This window comes from bacterium, from assembly GCA_035505375.1.
Lineage (GTDB): Bacteria > Hydrothermota > Tepidihabitantia > Tepidihabitantales > Tepidihabitantaceae > UBA2258.
Map to the genome: position 1 here is coordinate 1 of DATJQV010000036.1, position 17217 is coordinate 17217.

The window sequence follows — 17217 nt, forward strand, 5'->3', positions numbered from 1 at the left end:
ACACCTTCGCTCGACAGCAGGTCGACTTCTCATGCAAGGTAGCCATGCACGAGAATACAGCAGAGAAAACAGACTTAACTCACTCATCCTCAACCACTAGCCGCGCTCACTTTCAACAGCATTTCCGCCACGCTTGCAATATAGCGCATACTCTCCTGACCGTTAATTCCTGTCCTAACTTCTCTATTCTCAATTCACTATTCACACTCTCCGCCCGGACCCCTCCTATGCTCCCCCCGTAGCTATCCGCATAGCTTCCGAGGTAACGACCGGAGCAACTTCCCGAGGAACGACGCGGGTTACTTCTACAGCTACTTCCACCGCTACTTCTTCCGCTACTTCGCGAGCAACGAGTGGAGTTCCTTGTCCGGTTCCTTGCGGGGTAACGAGTCGGGTTCAATCCCAGGTTCCTTGCCGACTTGCAGTCCAGTTTCCCGTCCGAGTTCCTCCCCGGATTACTCTGCACGTAACCTTGAGACCAACTTGCAGGGCTTCTTGGAGAGGTACGAGGAGAGCTGCGACACGCGTCGCGGCTCGGTTCAAGTGGTAACGGACGCTGACGACTGCGACCGCGGCCCGTAGCCCATCAAGCGGTACAGGCCACTGAACAGGGCCAGCACGACGACCGGCAGGAGTTCGTAGTAGACCCGCACTTCATCTATCTTGCCGAACAGCAGCGTGAGCAGGAAGATAGGAACCGCCACCCAGAACGCGTCTTTGAGGAATCGTGGGGCACCGCGGAGCGCGTACAAGGAGGTAAGGAAGCCGAGCAGATAGAGCACGTTGAATCCCGTGGGCAGTACCAGCCAGTCGGCCACCGTACGGAACCGGAACCAGGTGTCATGCTGGCCGAGAACCTGAAGGTTGCTTGGCAGGTGCAGCGCGACTGCCTCGCCCGGATTGTGCCTGAACAGCAGCCAGAGCCCGCCGCGAATGAAACCCCAAACCGCGAGCTGCAGTACGATTCCTGACATCAAATGCCTGCGACTGAGCCTGCTCGCTCCCGACACCGCCCACACGAGCGTCAGCATGAGCGCCGTCTCCTTGTTCAGGGTCGCCGCCACGAATACCAGAAGGTAGAGCCACCGGCGCCGGGCCGCTATCAGCGCCAGTCCCAGCGTGAACAGGCAGAGCGCCGGGAAGTCGTAGAGATGGCTGGCGTGCCCGTACATGCCGGGCAGGGCGAACAGAACGGCGACCGGAATGACATCCACTGCCGGGGCAGGCGCGTCAAGCACCAGCCGCGCAAGCCACCAGAGCGCAAACGCGAATCCGACGGCAAAAAGCAGGATGATGTTCTTGGCCATGGTGAATTCAAACGGGTATCCGTAGAGCCATTCCGGTTTGCCCTCGGTCGTCATCGTGGCGCGCACGTTCTGTGCGACTCTGTCCCGGACGGTCTGAGGCGTAACCACGACTGCCCCGCGTATCAGCCATGGCACCAGCACCCGCGTGACATAGGGCTGCGGAGCGCGGCCGTAGACCATGTCCCCGAAGAAATCTTCCCCGCCGAGTGCCGAGCTCACGTTACCCAAACCAGGGAATCGGATGAACTCGGAAACCGCGAACCCGGCGACGGTCGCGTACAATAGCAGGAGGACGACGATTCGGACAAACGTCAGTCTGTCCCGGCGCGTCCCTGCCGGAGCGGGTGACTCCACGTCGGTTGTCATGATTAGAAGGATATTCGCCGGTCGTCGGCTGTCAATGGTGCGCCGCAGGCGAGAAACACGTGGCACATCCTTCAGGTCGGCCACCGGGACTCAGCGCGGATTGCGGCTGAAAGACCGGCGATACCGGGCGGATCGGAAGCTAGCGTGCCGGTACTGCTGCTCCCGTCGCCGACGCAGCGCTTGACAAGCGGATTCTGGCCGCTAAAAAGGTTGTAGGAGAAAGTCCAAAATGGCTAACCGTGAACTGATGTGCCTCGAATGTGGCCACACGTTCGAGATCTACACCGACTCTGACGACGAGGACCTCGAAGCCGAGTGCCCCGTCTGCGGCAGCGTCGACACGACCCGCACGTATGACGAGGACACCGAGGTCGACGAGGAACATCTGAAGGAAAGCGAAGATTCAGACGACTCGGACGACCTGAGCATCAACCTCGACGACGAGTAGACCGCGCGGCGGAAGTCCGAAGCTGACACTTTTCGACCGGGGCCTTTGAGGCCCGGCTTGAATCCCGAAGGCAAGAACTGCAGGGCAGACCTGAGCGGGAGCCGTTGTGGCGACTCAGGCTCTCCTGCTTCTTGCCTTTCCTGATTTGGGCCTTGCTTTGTCCTTTGTAGTTCCGACTTTGGACCTGGCGGTCTTCGCCTGCTGCCATACCGCCTCCATCTCATCAAGGCTCACCTGACTCAGTTCCCGGCCCCTGGCCGCGAAGTGCTCCTCGACACATTGGAAACGGCTGCGGAACTTGGCGTTGGCGTCTTTCAGCGTGCCTTCCGCGTCGCAGTCGAGATGGCGGGCAAGATTCACCAGCGCAAACAACAGGTCCCCGAGCTCTTCTTTCTCGCGCGCGCGGCTCTTGCGGTGCCGGGCCAGCTCCTGCCGTAGCTCGCCGATTTCCTCCTCGACCTTGTCGAGCACCGGCTCCGGCTTATCCCAGTCGAACCCTACCCGGCCGCAACGCTCCTGCACGAGCTGCGCCTGCCGCAGCGCAGGCAGGGCTACCGGGACACTTGCCAGCATGCCGCCGCGCTTGTGCTTCCGCTTGATCTTCTCCCAGTTGGCCAGCACGTCGGCCGCGCCGCGCACCTTCGCCTTGCCGTAGATGTGCGGATGGCGCTGCTTGAGCTTGGCCACGACACCATCAAGCGAGTCCTCAAGTGACAGGCCCAGTTCTTTGCCGGCGACCTCGGCGAGAAACAGACCCATGAAGAAGTAGTCGCCGAGCTCCTCGGTGATGGCCGCCTTGTCGCGCATGCGCACTGCCTCATCCAGTTCGTAGGTCTCATTGAGCACCAGCGGACGCGTCGAGGCCAGGGTCTGCTTCCGGTCCCATGGACAGCGCCTCCGGAGCAGTCGGACGACTTCCATCAGTTCGGAAAACACGCCCGAGTGTAGCCGAACCCGGTGCAAGGTCAACCGCGCGAGCATTGGATAAGCCGTCGCGAATTCCCAATTCCCAAATCCCAATGCCCAATCAAATCAGAAAGCCCCAATGTCAAGGCCAGCGCATCTCACGATAATGCACTCCGCTGCGATTCTTCTCCATTAGTCATTCGTTGGAAATTAGTAATTGGCAATTGGTCATTCCTATGCCCCCATTCTCCTTGACTTTTCTGCGCCTGGCGCTACCTTTTAGATTGATGCTAGCGGCTCCGACGTCGCCGACACCGGAACACAACCAGCTCTACCGCCTGCCAGCGTCTGTGATTGTCGTCCGCACAAGTTTCAAGGAGACCACGACATGAAATCTGACCTGTTAGCGAAGACCGACCCGGAAGTGTTCGAAGCAATCAGCAAGGAGACGAGCCGGGAACACAACAACCTCGAACTCATCGCCTCTGAGAACTTCTGTTCCGAGGCCGTGCTTGCCGCGCTGGGCTCGGTCCTGACCAACAAGTACGCCGAAGGCTATCCGGGCAAGCGTTACTACGGCGGGTGCAAGTGGGTTGACGTTGCCGAGAACCTGGCCATCGCGCGCGTCAAGCAGCTCTTCGGCTGCGACCACGCGAACGTCCAGCCCCACTCCGGCACGTCGGCCAACATCGCCGCGTACCTGACCCTGGCCAAGCCGGGCGACACCATCCTCGGCTTGAACCTGAGCCACGGAGGCCACCTTTCACACGGACACCCCCTCAATTTCTCCGGCCGCTATTTCAAGGTTGTGCCGTATATGGTCGACAAACAGACCGAGACGCTCGACTATGCCGCCATCCGCGCCCTTGCGCTGGAACACAAACCGCGGGTCATCGTGTCCGGCGCCTCCGCCTACCCGCGCACGATTGACTTCGGTAAGTTCCAGGAGATTGCGGACGAGGTCGGCGCGGCCCAGCTTGCCGACATCGCTCACATCGCGGGCCTCGTGGTTACCGGTCTCCACCCCTCGCCTGTCCCCTACGCCGACATTGTCTCCACGACCACCCACAAGACCCTGCGCGGCCCGCGCGGCGCCATCGTGATGTGCAAGGAGAAGTATGCTGAGGACCTTGACAAGATGGTCTTCCCCGGCACCCAGGGCGGTCCGCTCGAGCACTGCATCGCGGCCAAAGCGGTCGCGTTCAAGGAAGCCCTGTCCGACGATTTCAAGGCCTATCAGAAGCAGGTACTCGCCAATGCCAAGGCCCTGGCCGAGGCGATGACCGCGTGCGGGTTCCGCATCGTCTCCGGCGGCACCGACAATCACCTGATGATGGTCGACCTCCGGCCCAAGCAGATAACCGGCCGCGACGCCGAGCGGGTGCTCGGCAAGGTCCGCGTCACCGTCAATCGGAACACGATTCCGTATGACCCGGAGAAGCCGTTCATCGCGTCCGGCATCCGTCTGGGCACGCCCGCACTGACAACCCGCGGCATGAAGGAACCGGAGATGAAGACCATCGCCGGCATCATCGACCGTGCAGTCACTGCCCGCGACAACGAAGCCGAGCTCGACAAGATCAAGGCCGAAGTCGCCGAACTGGTCAAGGGTTTCCCGCTTTATGCCGAGCGCCGGGCCGAGTACCGGGCGCTGAGCGCGGAGTAAGCCATGCCTGCACCTTTGATCGCCGACCTCGAGGCCCGCGAAATCCTCGACTCCCGCGGCAACCCGACGGTCGAAGTCGACTGCATCCTCTCGGACGGCACAATGGGCCGCGCCTCGGTACCGTCCGGCGCGTCCACCGGTAAATACGAAGCCTGCGAACTGCGGGACGGCGACCCGAAACGCTACCTCGGTCAGGGCGTGCTCAAAGCAGTAAAGAACGTCAACACCACGATCCGGCACCGGCTGGTCGGCATGATTGCCACCAACCAGTACCGCATCGACCAGGCATTGATCGAACTCGACCCGACGTCGAACAAGAGCAAACTCGGGGCCAATGCGATCCTCGGAACCTCGCTGGCTGTGTGCCGCGCGGCGTCGATTACCGCCGGCATCTGCGTCTACCGCTTCCTGGGCGGCGCCGGGACCATGGTGCTGCCGACCCCGCTCCTGAACGTCATCAACGGCGGCGTTCACGCCTCAAACAACCTCGATATCCAGGAATACATGATCGTGCCGGCCGGCTTCACCTCATTCCATGAGGCGTTGCGCGCCGCAGCCGAGACCTATCGTCACTTGAAGAACCTCCTGCACGATGCCGGAAAGCCAACGTCGGTCGGCGATGAGGGCGGCTTTGCTCCGCTGTTCCGCGACCACGAGGAGCCGCTCGAGTACATCGAGCGTGCCGTCACCAAGGCCGGGTACCGCCTCGGCGACCAGATATTCATCGCGCTCGACCCCGCATCAAGTGAGTTCTACCGCAAGGGCCTGTACCACTTCCGCGCCCCGAAACCTCACAGTATGTCTTCCGACGAACTCATCGACCTGTATGAGAGCTGGATCAAGAAATTCCCGATCATATCCATCGAGGACGGGCTGGCCCAGAACGACCGGGCCGGCTGGAAGAAACTCACGAGCCGGCTGGGTAGCAGAATCCAGATCGTCGGTGACGACATCTTCGTAACGAACACCAATCGGCTGCGCCAGGGCATCCGCGACGGCATCGCCAACGCGGTCCTGATCAAGCCTAATCAGGTCGGCACCGTCAGCGAAACACTAGACTGCGTCAAAGTCGCGACCGACTCCGGCTATCGCACCGTCATCTCCCACCGTTCGGGTGAGACCAGCGACCACTTCATCGCCGACCTCGCGGTCGCCGCGAACTCCGGTCAGATCAAGACCGGCGCGCCCTGTCGCAGCGAACGCGTGACCAAGTACAACCGGCTCATCCGCATCGAGGAAGACGACGTTCTTCGCTACGCCGGTCTGCAGACCCTGAAACGATGAACTCCGGCCGGTCACCGCTCCAACGGCTCGTCCGATGGGCGGTGCTGGCGGTATTCGTCGCGTTTGCGTTCTGGTTCCTGGCCGGGCACAACGGGCTGATCAGCATCGGGTTGCGCAAAGCCCGCGAGCGCAGAATCCGGGCCGACATCTCCGAACTGCAGCACCGCATCCAGGACGCGCAGCAGCGCCGGAACTGGCTGGCAAACCCGGACTCGGCCTCGCTGCTCGCCCGCAAGCTGCTGGGCGACAAGCCCGACTCCTCGCAGTCTTCGCACTAGACGCGGAGCAGATTAGCTGCGCAGAGCCGGCTGCCTCAGGCAGCCGGCTCTCTTGTCACCGGTCGGCCGCTATCCGCCACTCGCCGTCGGCAGCATGATCTGGGGCCGGCCGCTTTCCGGATGCCGGGTCACGATTGGCTCCACCCCGTAGACGGAGCGAATCAGCTCGATTGTAATCACCCGCTCCGGCACGTCGCAGGCGACGGCCTTGCCCCGGTCGAGCAACAGGATTCGCGAACAGTAGAGGGCGGCGAGATTCAGGTCGTGTGAAAGGAAGACCACCGTCTTCCCCTGCCGGTTCAGATTCAACAGGATGCGCGCTATGAGTTGCTGGTGGGCGATGTCGAGGTGAGACGTCGCCTCGTCCAACATCAGAATTGCCGGCTCTTGGGCAAGCGCGCGCGCCAGCACGACCCGCTGCCGCTCGCCGGCTGATATCGAATTGATGCGCTTGTCTCGCAGGAAAAGGGCATCGACGAATTCCAGCGCAGAGTTCACCGCCTCGCGGTCATGTCTGCCAGGACTTTGGAACCTTCCCAGATAGGGGTTCCGGCCCATCATTACAACGTCCGAAACGGAGTAGTCGAAAGCGAATGGGTTCTCCTGCAGCACTACTCCAAGCGTCCGCGCCACCTCTCGCCGGCCCAACGCACCCAGGTCCTGGCCTAGAATACGGACCGACCCGCTCGCGGGCCTGAGCAGTCCGGACACGAGTCTGAGCAGCGTAGACTTGCCCGCGCCGTTCGGCCCGATGACGCCGAGAAACTCACCCGACGCGACCTCAAGGTTGAATCCATCGAACAGCAATCGCTCGCCGTACCCGAACGCGAGGCCGGAAAGCTCGATCGCGTTCACAGCCGGCTCCTCAGCAGGTAGATGAAGAACGGCACGCCGACCAGCGCGGTCACGATGGATAGCGGCAACCCGCCGGGAACGATGTTGCGGGCGAGCACATCGGACAAAAGCAGGATGCCTGCGCCCGCGACGAAAGACCCGGGCAGAACCCGTCTGTGCGCCGGCCCGAACAGCATCCTGACCAGATGCGGGACGACCAGACCGACAAAGCTGATTGCTCCGGTGAAGGAAACAACCACTCCGACCAGCACCGAGGAAATGACGAATACTGTCTTGGTGACGCGCTGGGTATCAACCCCAAGCGTTTCCGCCGCCTCCTCGCCGGACGACATGATGTCGAGGGACCGTGACATGGAAAAGAACCAGGCACAGCCGGCGACCGCCAGCACGGCGGCGGCGCCAAACAGCCAGACGGTCTTGCCGGTAAACACCACGCCAAGGTGTCCCATCATCATATAGACTGCTTCGCCGAGCGTGCGTCTGCCCAGTATCATCACCAGCATCACCAAGCTGGAGAACAGGAAGCTCATGATGACACCGGCAAGGACCAGACCGGTGACCGTGACCCGGCCTCGGACTCGCGCCAGGGCGTATACCACAAGCATCGTCACCAGCGCCCCGGCAAAACCGCCGACCGGGGCGAACGCACCGGCCGTCCGGCCGAGCACCAGAGTCAGACTGGCACCCAACGCTGCCCCGCTTGCCACGCCCATCGTGAATGGGTCGGCCAGAGGGTTCTGAAGCAGTCCCTGCAGCGACGCTCCCACGACGGCGAGCACGCCTCCGGCGATGATCCCCAGCGCCAGTCGCAGCAGGCGCAGGTCCATCACCGCGCCGAGATTCGTCCTGGCGAAGCCGCCCGGGCCGACCGCGACTGAAAGAGCCGCTGACGCGACCAGCAGCAGGATTATCCCGACCCAACCCGGCAGCAGGCGCTTCTGCATGACTTACTGCCCGGGATGCAGCAGCTTCGCGAGCAGGACTACACCATCCACAACCCGCGGTCCCGGTCTGAAGAGAAGATCCTCGTCGAGCTTGTCGTAGATACGTCCATGTTTGACCGCGCCAATTCCGCCCCAGCCGACCCGACTCGCAACATCCCTGACGCTCATGTCCGGATGCAGCAGCAGCATGACCTCAGGGTCGGCCTTGAGCACTGCTTCCGGGTCAACGACCGGGTATTCCTGCAGCGAGGAACCGAACACGTTCCTTCCGCCGGCCCGCGCCAGCAACTCGTTGATGAACGTGCCGCCTCCGGCGGTCATCAATGGCGTGCCGGAGATCTCGACGTAGACGCGCGGGGTGTCGGCGAACGCCGGGATCGAGTCGAACCGCTTCCTCATGCTCGCAACGAGGCTGTCGCCCGCTGCCTTCCGGCCGAGCAGTCGGGCAACCGTGTCTATCTCCTTGAATGCGGCAGGGATGTCGGCCGGCCGTGAGACATAGACCGGCAGCTTCATCTCCTTGAGCTTGGCCAGCAATTGCTGATGCATGGGCAGAGTGAGAAAGACAAGCCCGGGTCTGAGCGCGACTATCCGCTCCAGATCCGGGGTCATGAAGTCCCCCACCTTGTAAACGCCCTTCGCCGCTTCCGGGTAATCACACTGGTTCGTGTTGCCGACCAGCACCCCGCCCGCCCCGACCGCATAGATAATCTCGGTCACGCTCGGCACGAGCGAAACCACTCTCAAACCGGAGGCCGCCGCCGGTCTGTGCCCGCACCCGGCGGCAACCAGAACAGCGATGGGGAGAAGCGACCTACTCAGGCTCATGCCGCGGACGATCGGCTTCCGGTTCCGGCATCGCGACACTCGCGAGTCCCGGTTGGTTGACCTTGTTCCCGAATATCAGGTACACCGTGTGCGCGACCATCCGATCCGCCGGTCTGATTCCGGTCGTGCGTACCAGTATTTCGCGCTCCAGAATCTCTTTGACGTGGATTCTCGCAAACCCCTGCATCTCCATCGCTGACACGGTCTTACGTACCTGCTCTACCGTCGGGCTTATCGATACGAGCGTGTGTCCACCCTTGAGGGACTTGTGGGCCGGCGCGACCAGCGTCCAGGGTTCGGGCACATCAAGGAACACGGCATCCATTTCCTTCTGCTCGAATCCCTCCTGCTCCGGGTCCCTGACGAAGAACTCGCAGTACGGGCTGAGTCCGTATTTCTCGACGTTCGCGCGGGCGTTGGCGCTGAACTCAGGCCGCCGTTCGTAGGAATAGACCCTGCCGTCGGGCCGGACGAAGTTCGCGAGATATATAGTAAGCGCGCCCGACCCGGATCCAACTTCAATCACCCGTGCGCCGGGGAATATCGCGGCGGAGACAAGCATGGCCCCGACGTCCTTGGGATAGACGATCGTGGTGGCGCGCCTGACCTTCATCGCCAGGTCCGATAGACCGGGTTTCAGCAGATGGAAGAGGAACCCGAGATGAGTACGGACTGAGTCGCCGAACTCCCGGCCGGCAATCTGATCGAATGGGAGCTGACCCCGGTGGGTCGAGAAGCTGCCCTTCGCCTGAACCGTGACCAGGTAATTCATGCGGTCGGAGTGGTAGAGAATCACGTTGTCGCCGAGTTGTATCATCGTGCCCATTCTAGATTCGCTTCAGGCCAAGTCAAGCGACCGAGGCAAGTGCAGGGCTGAAACAGGAAAGGCTGAAGCAGGGAATCCGGCTTCCATTGCTTCATCCTTCCTGCCTCATCCCTCGTTCTTTGCTCTTTGTGCCTGCGATTCACGGCGCTACGCTTGACAGAAAGGCGCTTTAGGATACGCTTTGGGCGTGACTGTGAACTCCTTTTTCAGAGGAATTACCGAGCGCTTCTCGAACGACATCGCGATTGACCTGGGCACTTCGTCTACCCTTATTTATGTCAAGGGCAAGGGCATCGAGCTGCGCGAGCCGTCCATTGTGACATTCGACGAGATTACCCACGAGGTAGTGGCGGTCGGTACCGAGGCCAAACGGATGCTGGGCCGGACACCCGAGGGAATGCGAGTGATTCGTCCCATGAAGGACGGCGTGATCGCCGACTTCGGAATCGTCGAAATCATGCTGAAGACCTACATCGGCATGGTCCAGCGCAAGAAGCTCTTCGTCCGCCCCCGGGTCATCGTCTGCGTACCTTCGGGTATCACCGAGGTAGAGAAACGCGCCGTACGCGATTCGGTCGAGGCGTCCGGCGCTCGCGAGATCTACCTCGTGTCGGAGCCCATCGCCGCCGCCATCGGCGTCGGCCTGCCGGTTGAAGCGCCGACCGGAAACATGATTATCGACATCGGTGGCGGCACCACCGAGATTGCGGTCGTCGCGCTCTCCGGAGTCGTGAACGCGGCCTCGGTCCGCGTGGCCGGTGACGAGATGGATGATGCCATAGTCAACTACATAAAGAAGAACTACAACCTCATCATCGGCGACCAGACTTCGGAGGCGGTGAAGATTGCCATCGGGTCGGCCTACGCCACCGGCAAAGAAGAGACCATGGAGGTCAAGGGCCGCGACCTGGTCTCCGGGATACCCAAGACCATCCGCATCACCAGTACCAAGGTGCGGGAGTCGCTGGAAGAGCCGATAACGCTGATCGTCGATGCGGTCCGGCTCGCCCTGGAGAAAACCCCGCCGGAGCTGGCGGCCGACATCGTCGACCGCGGCATCTATATGTGCGGCGGCGGCTCGCTGCTGAGAGGAATTGACCTGCTGATCAAGGAAGAGACAAGCCTGCCGGTGTTCGTCGCCGAGAATCCTTTGGAGAGCGTCGTCCGTGGCGCTGGTCGCATTCTGGAGAGTATCAGCGTCAACGAGAAACTCGTACTCCGCGCCAAGTAGCGGTATCCTGAAGATCCGATGATCGAAGCCCGAGCCCTGACAACGGCAGTCGCCCCGCGCGGCTGATCAGGCCTTGTTCAGGCCTAACCTCAATGCCTGGCAGGACCGCGCCGCCCTGCTGGTCGTACTCGTCGGGCTCGGCCTGCTGATTGTTCCCCACCGCCTGCGCATCGCGGTGACGCAACCGTTTCAGGTCGCCGTCCTCGCGCCGCTCCGACTGGGGACGGCGGTGAGCCAGTCGCTGCGCGACACCAGGGCCGAGAATGAACGGCTCTCCCGGCTCGCCGCTCAACTCGCGATGGAGAATGCCCGCCTCGAATCGGCCTCTCAGGCTGCTGGTGCGACGCCGCCGGTCAACGCGGCGCTCATCCGGGCGCGGGTCATCGGCCGGGACCTCATCACATTCGAGCACTGGCTGACTATCAGTCGGGGTACTCTCAACGGCGTCCGGCCCGGCGCCCCGGTTATCACGCCGGACGGAATCTGCGGCATGGTGGTCGCCTGCGGGAAACACCAGTCACTGGTTCAGACCCTGCTGGCGCCTGATTCCCGGGTCGCGGTCCTCAACCGCAGGTCCCGCGTGCCGGCCCTGGCGCGGCCCGACCGCGCCGGCGGACTGGTCCTCGACTATGCGCCCAAGCAATCCGACTTCAGACCGGGCGACACGCTGGTCACCGCGGGCCTCGGCACGGTCTTCCCGAAAGGGCTGATGCTCGGCGAAGTCATCGCTGTCCCGGACCGACCCGAAGCCCTGTTCAAGCCCGTGACGGTCCGCCCGTTCGTCGACATCAGCCGCATCGAACAGGTCTTCGTCATCTCCCTGCCGGCCGGAGCTCTGCCTGACACCGGGACCGGATGGCTGGAGAACACATCCCGACCTGAGGTCAGCATCCCGGACCAATCCGGCGAGTGATGAGAACCTTCGTCGCTTTCGTGCTGATCTACCTGCTCTTCCTGGTACAGGCGAGCATGACTCAGTGGTGGCCGGACCTGGTGCTGCTCGCCCTGATCGTCGTTTCGCTGCACGAGAGCCGATTCACCTCCACGCTGGTCGGCGGACTTGTCGGGCTCTGTCTCGACATGACCAACCCGGCATTCACCGGCACGCACCTGGTGACACTGGCGGCAACGGGCTATGGCGTTTCGCTACTGCGTGCACTCTTCTACCGGGCACGATGGGCTACGCTCCTGTTCGTGGCCATGGCCCTTGTTCTGAAGTGGGTCGCGGTTGCGGCGATTGGTCCGGGCCTGCCCGGACTGGCTGCCCTGGCGGTGTCATCGGGTCTGACCCTGGCTCTTGCCCCGCTGGCCGAGCTCGCTCTGAGCGGCCTCTTCTATCACGGATGGCAGACCGCCTGACGCGCCTGACGCAGGTCCTGCTGGTCCTGCTCGGTATTCTCTCCCTGCGCCTGTTTCAGCTCCAGGTCGTGCAGGGCACCCGCTACGCCCGCCTGAGCGACCGCAACCGAATCCGCAAACTCGTCCTGCCCGCGCCTCGCGGCCGCATCCTCGACCGGAACGGAATCCTGCTGGCGGACACGCGGCCGTCGTTTACGGTCACGGTTGTCCCGACCGAACTCCCTGACTCGGTTCTTCCCCTGCTGGCTCGTCTGCTCGACATGACTGAAACAGACCTGCGCCAGCAACTCAAGCCGGTCGCCATGTACTACACGCCGGTCAACGTCAAACGCGACGTATCGATTGACGAAGTCGCCCGCATCGAGGAAAGCAACTTCCGCTTGCCGGGCGTCCACATTCGCGTCGACCCGGTGCGCCACTACCCGGCCGCCAATCGCTACTGCCACGTCCTCGGCCATATCGGCGAAGTCAGCGAGGAAGAGATCGGACGCGACACGTCGCTGCGCCCGCTCGACCTCGTCGGCAGGGCCGGCATCGAGGCGCAGTACGAGTCCTTGCTGCGCGGCAGCGACGGCTACGAGTACGCCGAAGTGGATGCCCGCGGCCAGGAAATCGGCCCGCTGCCGGAGAAACGGCCTGACCCGGATGTGCCCGGACACGACCTGATCCTGACCATTGACGACCGGATTCAGGCGCTTGCCTGTTCGCTGCTGGTCCCCTACGACCGTGCGGCCATCGTCGGCATGGAAACCCGGACCGGCGCCATCGTCTGCCTCGTGTCCAAGCCTGATTTCGACCCCAACATCTTCATGGCTCCGATTGACCCGGCAACCTGGGATTCGCTCATCTCCAACCCCTCAAAGCCATTCTACAACCGGGCCGTAACGTCAGCCTACCCCCCGGGCAGCACCATGAAACCGGTGGTCGCGCTGGGCGCACTGCGCCAGGGTGCGCTCACCCCCGACACGCGGTTCCAGCCCTGCGCCGGCTCGTACAAGTACGGCAACCGCATATACAAGTGCACCGCCGCCCACGGCAGCCTCGACCTTGTCGGCGCGATTACCCAGTCCTGCAACGTCTACTTCTACCAGGCCGGACTCCGGCTTGGGCTGGACAGCCTGACTTCCTACGCGCAGGAAGTCGGTCTCGGCCATGTCACCGGCATCGACCTTCCAAGCGAGAAGCCGGGCAACATCCCGACCCGCCGCTGGCTGGATAACCGCTACGGCAAGAACAAGTGGGGAGCGGGTTCGGTCCTCAACTTCGCCATCGGCCAGGGGGAGGTCAGCGCAACGCCGCTGCAGATGGCGGTACTGTATGCGGCAATCGCAAACGACGGCTTGGCGGTCCGTCCCTATCTCGTCGCCCGGGTCGATTCGGCCGGCCATGCAATACGGACCACTCCGCCCGAAACCCATCGGCTGCCAATGCGGCAGCAGGACCTCGATGTCGTCAAGCTCGGACTGGAGAAGGTCGTCGAACGGGGAACCGGGGCCGCGGCCCGGCTCAAGGAAATCGGCATCGCCGGAAAGACCGGTACCGCCCAGAACCCGCCCAAACCGGACCACGCGTGGTTCGTCGGATACGCGCCGTCCGATGCGCCCGAGGTCGTCTTCGCCGTGCTCGTAGAAAACGCGGGCCACGGCGGCGTGGTGTCCGCGCCGATTGCCGGCCAGCTCATCCGGGCGTACTTCTCCCCTCAGCCGCCGGACACAGCAAAGCCCACCGAGTCGGTAGACGCACCGGCCACCGGGAACAGCAGATAGATGATTACGAAACGCGAGTCGCGCGGCTCGATGCGGCAGCTAGATCTGCAGCTCATCGCCGCGAACATGCTGCTCGCGGTGTTCGGCCTGCTCGCCATCTACTCGTCAGGCGGCTCCTACTACTTCCTGCGGCAGCTCATCTTCGTCCCCATTGCCATCGCCGCGGCAGCCGGAGCGTTCTTCATACCCCGACGCATTCTCTACGGTCTGGCCGAGGCGTTCTACGGCCTTGCACTGCTGATGCTCATCGCCGTCCGAATCGCGGGCACCGGCCCCGGCTCCCACCGCTGGTTCGTGCTCGGCCCGGCCTACATCCAGCCTTCCGAGTTCGCCAAGCTCGCCACCGTCCTGCTGCTGGCGAAGCACCTGAGCGTCAAGCGCACTATCCAGTTCAGCTTCCGCGACCTCGGCGCGCCGCTGGCCACAGCTCTCGTCCCGTCCCTGCTGGTGCTGGTCGAACCCGACCTCTCCACCGCACTCATCTTCGCCGCGCTGCTCGCGGCCATGCTCTACTGGCAAGGCATGAGACCCCTCCACATCCTGCTGCTCTTCACGCCTGCCCTCTCATTCGCGGCCGGGTTCTCGCTCTACACCTGGATACCGTTCTTCCTGGTGCTGGCAGTCATTCTGCTCGTCCGCTCGGGCGTCAAGAACGCGCTCATCGGCCTGGCAGTGAGCGCGGGCTTCGGCCTGCTTTCACCGGTCGTGCTCTCCTCGCTCAAAGGCTACCAGCGCGACCGTATCATGAGCTTCCTCGCGCCGTGGCTCGACCCGCACGGCATCAGTTGGAACGCCATCCAGTCGCAAATCGCCATCGGCTCCGGCCGGCTGATGGGCAAAGGCTTCCTCCACGGCAGCCAGAAACGGCTCGGCTTCCTGCCCAACCGCCATACCGACTTTGTCTTCTCATCACTCGGCGAAGAGTTCGGGCTTGTCGGCTGCCTGGTCCTGCTCGGCCTCTTCTTCTGGCTCCTGCGCCGGATGCTGCTGGCCGCCCGGCAGTCCCATGATTCGACCGGCTCCCTGCTCTGCGTCGGCTTCGCGGCAACCATCGGCTACCAGATGTTCGTCAACATCGGCATGCTGCTCGGGATACTGCCCATCACCGGCATCACCCTGCCGTTTATCAGCTACGGCGGCTCATCCCTGCTGCTCAACTTCCTCATGGTCGGCCTGGTGCTTAATGTCGTATCGAGGCCCGAATGAAACATCCACAGATTCCGCAGATTACACAGATTCTCACTCGCCAATCTTCACTTCTGCCTTCTGACTTCGGCCACGGTCTGACAGCTCACATCTTAGATCTCGCCTCGGAATCAAACGAGGCAAACTCGAAGCCCGAAGCTCGATCACGATTGATTCTCGAATGACCCATACCCGATGGACAATTAGGCATTCTCCGCAATTGGGACTTGATTGGGAATTAGGAATTAGGACTTGGGAATTGTGACGCAGGACCTACGCGCCCTTACCATCGCGCAACTACAGGCGCTCTGCGCGGAATTGAGCTGGCCCCGCTACACTGCGGCTCAGATCTTCACATGGCTCTGGCAGAAAGGTGTGGATGACATCGCCGCGATGACCAACCTGAGCAAGGAACGTCGGGCACTGCTCGCTGAACGCTACACAATCGGTCGGCTCGAACTACTCCGGACACTGGACGACGCGGACGGGACCACCAAGTTCACCTTCAAACTCTTCGACGGTAACGTCATCGAATCCGTCTTCATTCCTGAAATTCCTCCCCTCGTCCTTACGCCTCGATCCCCGACCCCCGCCCCCGGCCGCAAGACCGTCTGCGTCTCCACACAGGTCGGCTGCCGACTCGGCTGCTCCTTCTGCTTCACCGGCACGCTCGGCTTCACACGCAACCTCGCCTGGCACGAAATCGCCGGCCAAGTCCTCGCAGTCCGGCCATTCGCCATTCGTCATTCGCCATTCGCCAATTCCTCCCCTAGCCCCTCGCCCCTCGCCCCTAACCCCATTTCTAACGTCGTCTTCATGGGCATGGGCGAACCGTTCCTCAACTTCGAAGCAACCATCGAGGCTGCAAGAACCATCAACGCGGAAAACGGCCTGAGCATCGGCGCACGCCGCATCACCATCTCCACGTCAGGCATCCCGGATGGCATCAGGGCCTTCGCCAAACTGCCGCAGCAGTTTCGCCTCGCCCTCTCCCTCAACGCCTCAGACGACGAGACCCGTTCGAAACTCATGCCGGTCAACAAGCTCCATCCGCTCAAAGAAATCATGGCCGCCATTGGCGAGTACGTCGCGGCCAAGGGCAAACGTGTCACCTTCGAGTACGTGCTCGTAGACGGCATCAACAACCGCGACAGAGACGTGAAGCAACTCGCCGCCCTGCTCAAAGGCATCCCCTGCAAGGTCAACCTCATCCCGCTCAACCCCTTCCCGGGCTGCGACCTCAAAGCTCCCTCGGAGCAGTCGATAGACGCCTTTGCCAGGAAACTCTGGCCGCTCGTCCCTGCGGTCACGGTCCGCCGCAGCAAAGGCGCGCGCATCCTCGCCGGCTGCGGCCAACTTGCCGGCCTGACCGAGTAGCAGACCCGACCCGGCCGGCCGGGCCCGAGATCATCCACCGATTACGCGGACTACACGGACGACGCATGTTCGGGATTCGGAGAGAGCAGAATCCAGAAACCAGAGACCAGAATGCAGAATTGACGATGGACGAAAGAACGGGTAACCGCAGATTACGCAGATGTCGCAGATGTGAAAACCGCCAAGGACGGGGACATGACCCAATTCCGCCGAGGAATTGGGATCGTGTCCCAAGTCCGACCCGGAGAGCACTAACCGCAGATGACGCGCATTCAGGATTCGGATAGAGCAGAATCCAGAAACCTGAGACCAGAATGCAGAATTGACGATGGACGAAGAGACGATGGACGAAAGGACGAGTAACCGCAGATTACGCAGATGTCGCAGATGGCCCGGAACGGACGGAGAGGAAATCCACAGATTTCGCAGATTACACAGATTCGCGTGCAACGGAACGCGGCCAGTTTCTTATAAGTCCCCAGCAAATCCGGCCTCCGCATCTCCTAAGTTGGTCATTGGTAATAAGTTATTGGGCATTCATGAATCTCCCCTATCCCATCCCCCCGGCTATTCCGGAGATTATTCTCCGGG

At 62.3% G+C, this 17217-nt stretch carries 16 protein-coding genes; 10 read left to right on the plus strand and 6 right to left on the minus strand.

Annotated features, from left to right (window positions below; all coding sequences use genetic code 11):
* Positions 1–539: 539 nt before the first annotated feature.
* On the minus strand, positions 540–1673 hold the full coding sequence (locus tag VMH22_05815; GenBank protein HTW91208.1) for a hypothetical protein: 1134 nt from the start codon (positions 1671–1673) through the stop codon (positions 540–542).
* Between the two features lie 229 nt (positions 1674–1902).
* Between VMH22_05815 and VMH22_05820 the strand changes: the two genes are divergently transcribed.
* Complete coding sequence (locus VMH22_05820; protein HTW91209.1) at positions 1903–2121, plus strand: zinc ribbon domain-containing protein; 219 nt, start codon at positions 1903–1905, stop codon at positions 2119–2121.
* 114 nt (positions 2122–2235) lie between these two features.
* Here VMH22_05820 and mazG read toward each other — a convergent pair whose 3' ends face one another.
* Positions 2236–3057 carry a nucleoside triphosphate pyrophosphohydrolase gene (gene mazG / locus VMH22_05825; protein HTW91210.1) on the minus strand — a complete coding sequence of 274 codons (822 nt, stop codon included), beginning with the start codon at positions 3055–3057 and terminating at the stop codon, positions 2236–2238.
* Positions 3058–3415: 358 nt separating this feature from the next.
* Between mazG and glyA the strand changes: the two genes are divergently transcribed.
* From glyA to VMH22_05840, 3 genes are read left to right on the plus strand one after another with little or no spacing between them, the layout of a single operon-like run.
* Positions 3416–4693: a serine hydroxymethyltransferase gene (gene glyA / locus VMH22_05830; protein HTW91211.1), complete on the plus strand. Its 1278-nt coding sequence runs from the start codon at positions 3416–3418 to the stop codon at positions 4691–4693.
* A 3-nt stretch (positions 4694–4696) separates the two neighbouring features.
* Positions 4697–5977: a phosphopyruvate hydratase gene (gene eno, locus VMH22_05835; protein HTW91212.1), complete on the plus strand. Its 1281-nt coding sequence runs from the start codon at positions 4697–4699 to the stop codon at positions 5975–5977.
* The gene (locus tag VMH22_05840) at positions 5974–6255 is read left to right on the plus strand and encodes a hypothetical protein (GenBank protein ID HTW91213.1); all 282 of its coding nucleotides are present in this window, start codon (positions 5974–5976) and stop codon (positions 6253–6255) included. The genes eno and VMH22_05840 overlap by 4 nt, the downstream gene beginning before the upstream one ends.
* Positions 6256–6324: 69 nt before the next feature.
* Here VMH22_05840 and VMH22_05845 read toward each other — a convergent pair whose 3' ends face one another.
* From VMH22_05845 to VMH22_05860, 4 genes are read right to left on the minus strand one after another with little or no spacing between them, the layout of a single operon-like run.
* Positions 6325–7110 (minus strand): ABC transporter ATP-binding protein, encoded by a 786-nt coding sequence (locus tag VMH22_05845; protein ID HTW91214.1) that lies wholly within the window; start codon positions 7108–7110, stop codon positions 6325–6327.
* Entirely contained in the window at positions 7107–8054 is a 948-nt protein-coding gene (locus tag VMH22_05850) for an iron ABC transporter permease (GenBank protein HTW91215.1), read from the minus strand. The genes VMH22_05845 and VMH22_05850 overlap by 4 nt, the downstream gene beginning before the upstream one ends.
* A 3-nt stretch (positions 8055–8057) precedes the next feature.
* On the minus strand, positions 8058–8882 hold the full coding sequence (locus VMH22_05855; GenBank protein ID HTW91216.1) for a cobalamin-binding protein: 825 nt from the start codon (positions 8880–8882) through the stop codon (positions 8058–8060).
* Positions 8869–9699 carry a tRNA (adenine-N1)-methyltransferase gene (locus VMH22_05860; protein HTW91217.1) on the minus strand — a complete coding sequence of 277 codons (831 nt, stop codon included), beginning with the start codon at positions 9697–9699 and terminating at the stop codon, positions 8869–8871. The genes VMH22_05855 and VMH22_05860 overlap by 14 nt, the downstream gene beginning before the upstream one ends.
* A 196-nt stretch (positions 9700–9895) precedes the next feature.
* Between VMH22_05860 and VMH22_05865 the strand changes: the two genes are divergently transcribed.
* From VMH22_05865 to rlmN, 6 genes are all read left to right on the plus strand, one after another.
* Positions 9896–10939: a rod shape-determining protein gene (locus tag VMH22_05865; GenBank protein HTW91218.1), complete on the plus strand. Its 1044-nt coding sequence runs from the start codon at positions 9896–9898 to the stop codon at positions 10937–10939.
* 73 nt (positions 10940–11012) lie between these two features.
* On the plus strand, positions 11013–11852 hold the full coding sequence (gene mreC, locus VMH22_05870) for a rod shape-determining protein MreC (protein ID HTW91219.1): 840 nt from the start codon (positions 11013–11015) through the stop codon (positions 11850–11852).
* Positions 11852–12298, plus strand: coding sequence for a hypothetical protein (locus tag VMH22_05875; GenBank protein HTW91220.1), 447 nt, complete (start codon positions 11852–11854; stop codon positions 12296–12298). The genes mreC and VMH22_05875 overlap by 1 nt, the downstream gene beginning before the upstream one ends.
* Complete coding sequence (mrdA, locus tag VMH22_05880) at positions 12283–14064, plus strand: penicillin-binding protein 2 (GenBank protein HTW91221.1); 1782 nt, start codon at positions 12283–12285, stop codon at positions 14062–14064. The genes VMH22_05875 and mrdA overlap by 16 nt, the downstream gene beginning before the upstream one ends.
* Complete coding sequence (locus VMH22_05885) at positions 14065–15270, plus strand: FtsW/RodA/SpoVE family cell cycle protein (protein ID HTW91222.1); 1206 nt, start codon at positions 14065–14067, stop codon at positions 15268–15270. It begins immediately after the preceding gene.
* A 240-nt stretch (positions 15271–15510) separates the two neighbouring features.
* Positions 15511–16626 carry a 23S rRNA (adenine(2503)-C(2))-methyltransferase RlmN gene (rlmN, locus tag VMH22_05890; protein HTW91223.1) on the plus strand — a complete coding sequence of 372 codons (1116 nt, stop codon included), beginning with the start codon at positions 15511–15513 and terminating at the stop codon, positions 16624–16626.
* Positions 16627–17217 lie beyond the last annotated feature (591 nt).

What these genes read in the sequence shown, in the direction of transcription:
- VMH22_05860 (HTW91217.1), bottom strand. Translation starts at nt 9,699, where the DNA reads ATGATACAACTCGGCGACAACGTGATTCTCTACCACTCCGACCGCATG.
- glyA (HTW91211.1), top strand. Translation starts at nt 3,416, where the DNA reads ATGAAATCTGACCTGTTAGCGAAGACCGACCCGGAAGTGTTCGAAGCA.
- VMH22_05815 (HTW91208.1), bottom strand. Translation starts at nt 1,673, where the DNA reads ATGACAACCGACGTGGAGTCACCCGCTCCGGCAGGGACGCGCCGGGAC.
- VMH22_05875 (HTW91220.1), top strand. Translation starts at nt 11,852, where the DNA reads ATGAGAACCTTCGTCGCTTTCGTGCTGATCTACCTGCTCTTCCTGGTA.
- VMH22_05820 (HTW91209.1), top strand. Translation starts at nt 1,903, where the DNA reads ATGGCTAACCGTGAACTGATGTGCCTCGAATGTGGCCACACGTTCGAG.
- mrdA (HTW91221.1), top strand. Translation starts at nt 12,283, where the DNA reads ATGGCAGACCGCCTGACGCGCCTGACGCAGGTCCTGCTGGTCCTGCTC.
- VMH22_05855 (HTW91216.1), bottom strand. Translation starts at nt 8,882, where the DNA reads ATGAGCCTGAGTAGGTCGCTTCTCCCCATCGCTGTTCTGGTTGCCGCC.
- eno (HTW91212.1), top strand. Translation starts at nt 4,697, where the DNA reads ATGCCTGCACCTTTGATCGCCGACCTCGAGGCCCGCGAAATCCTCGAC.
- VMH22_05850 (HTW91215.1), bottom strand. Translation starts at nt 8,054, where the DNA reads ATGCAGAAGCGCCTGCTGCCGGGTTGGGTCGGGATAATCCTGCTGCTG.
- VMH22_05840 (HTW91213.1), top strand. Translation starts at nt 5,974, where the DNA reads ATGAACTCCGGCCGGTCACCGCTCCAACGGCTCGTCCGATGGGCGGTG.
- VMH22_05885 (HTW91222.1), top strand. Translation starts at nt 14,065, where the DNA reads ATGATTACGAAACGCGAGTCGCGCGGCTCGATGCGGCAGCTAGATCTG.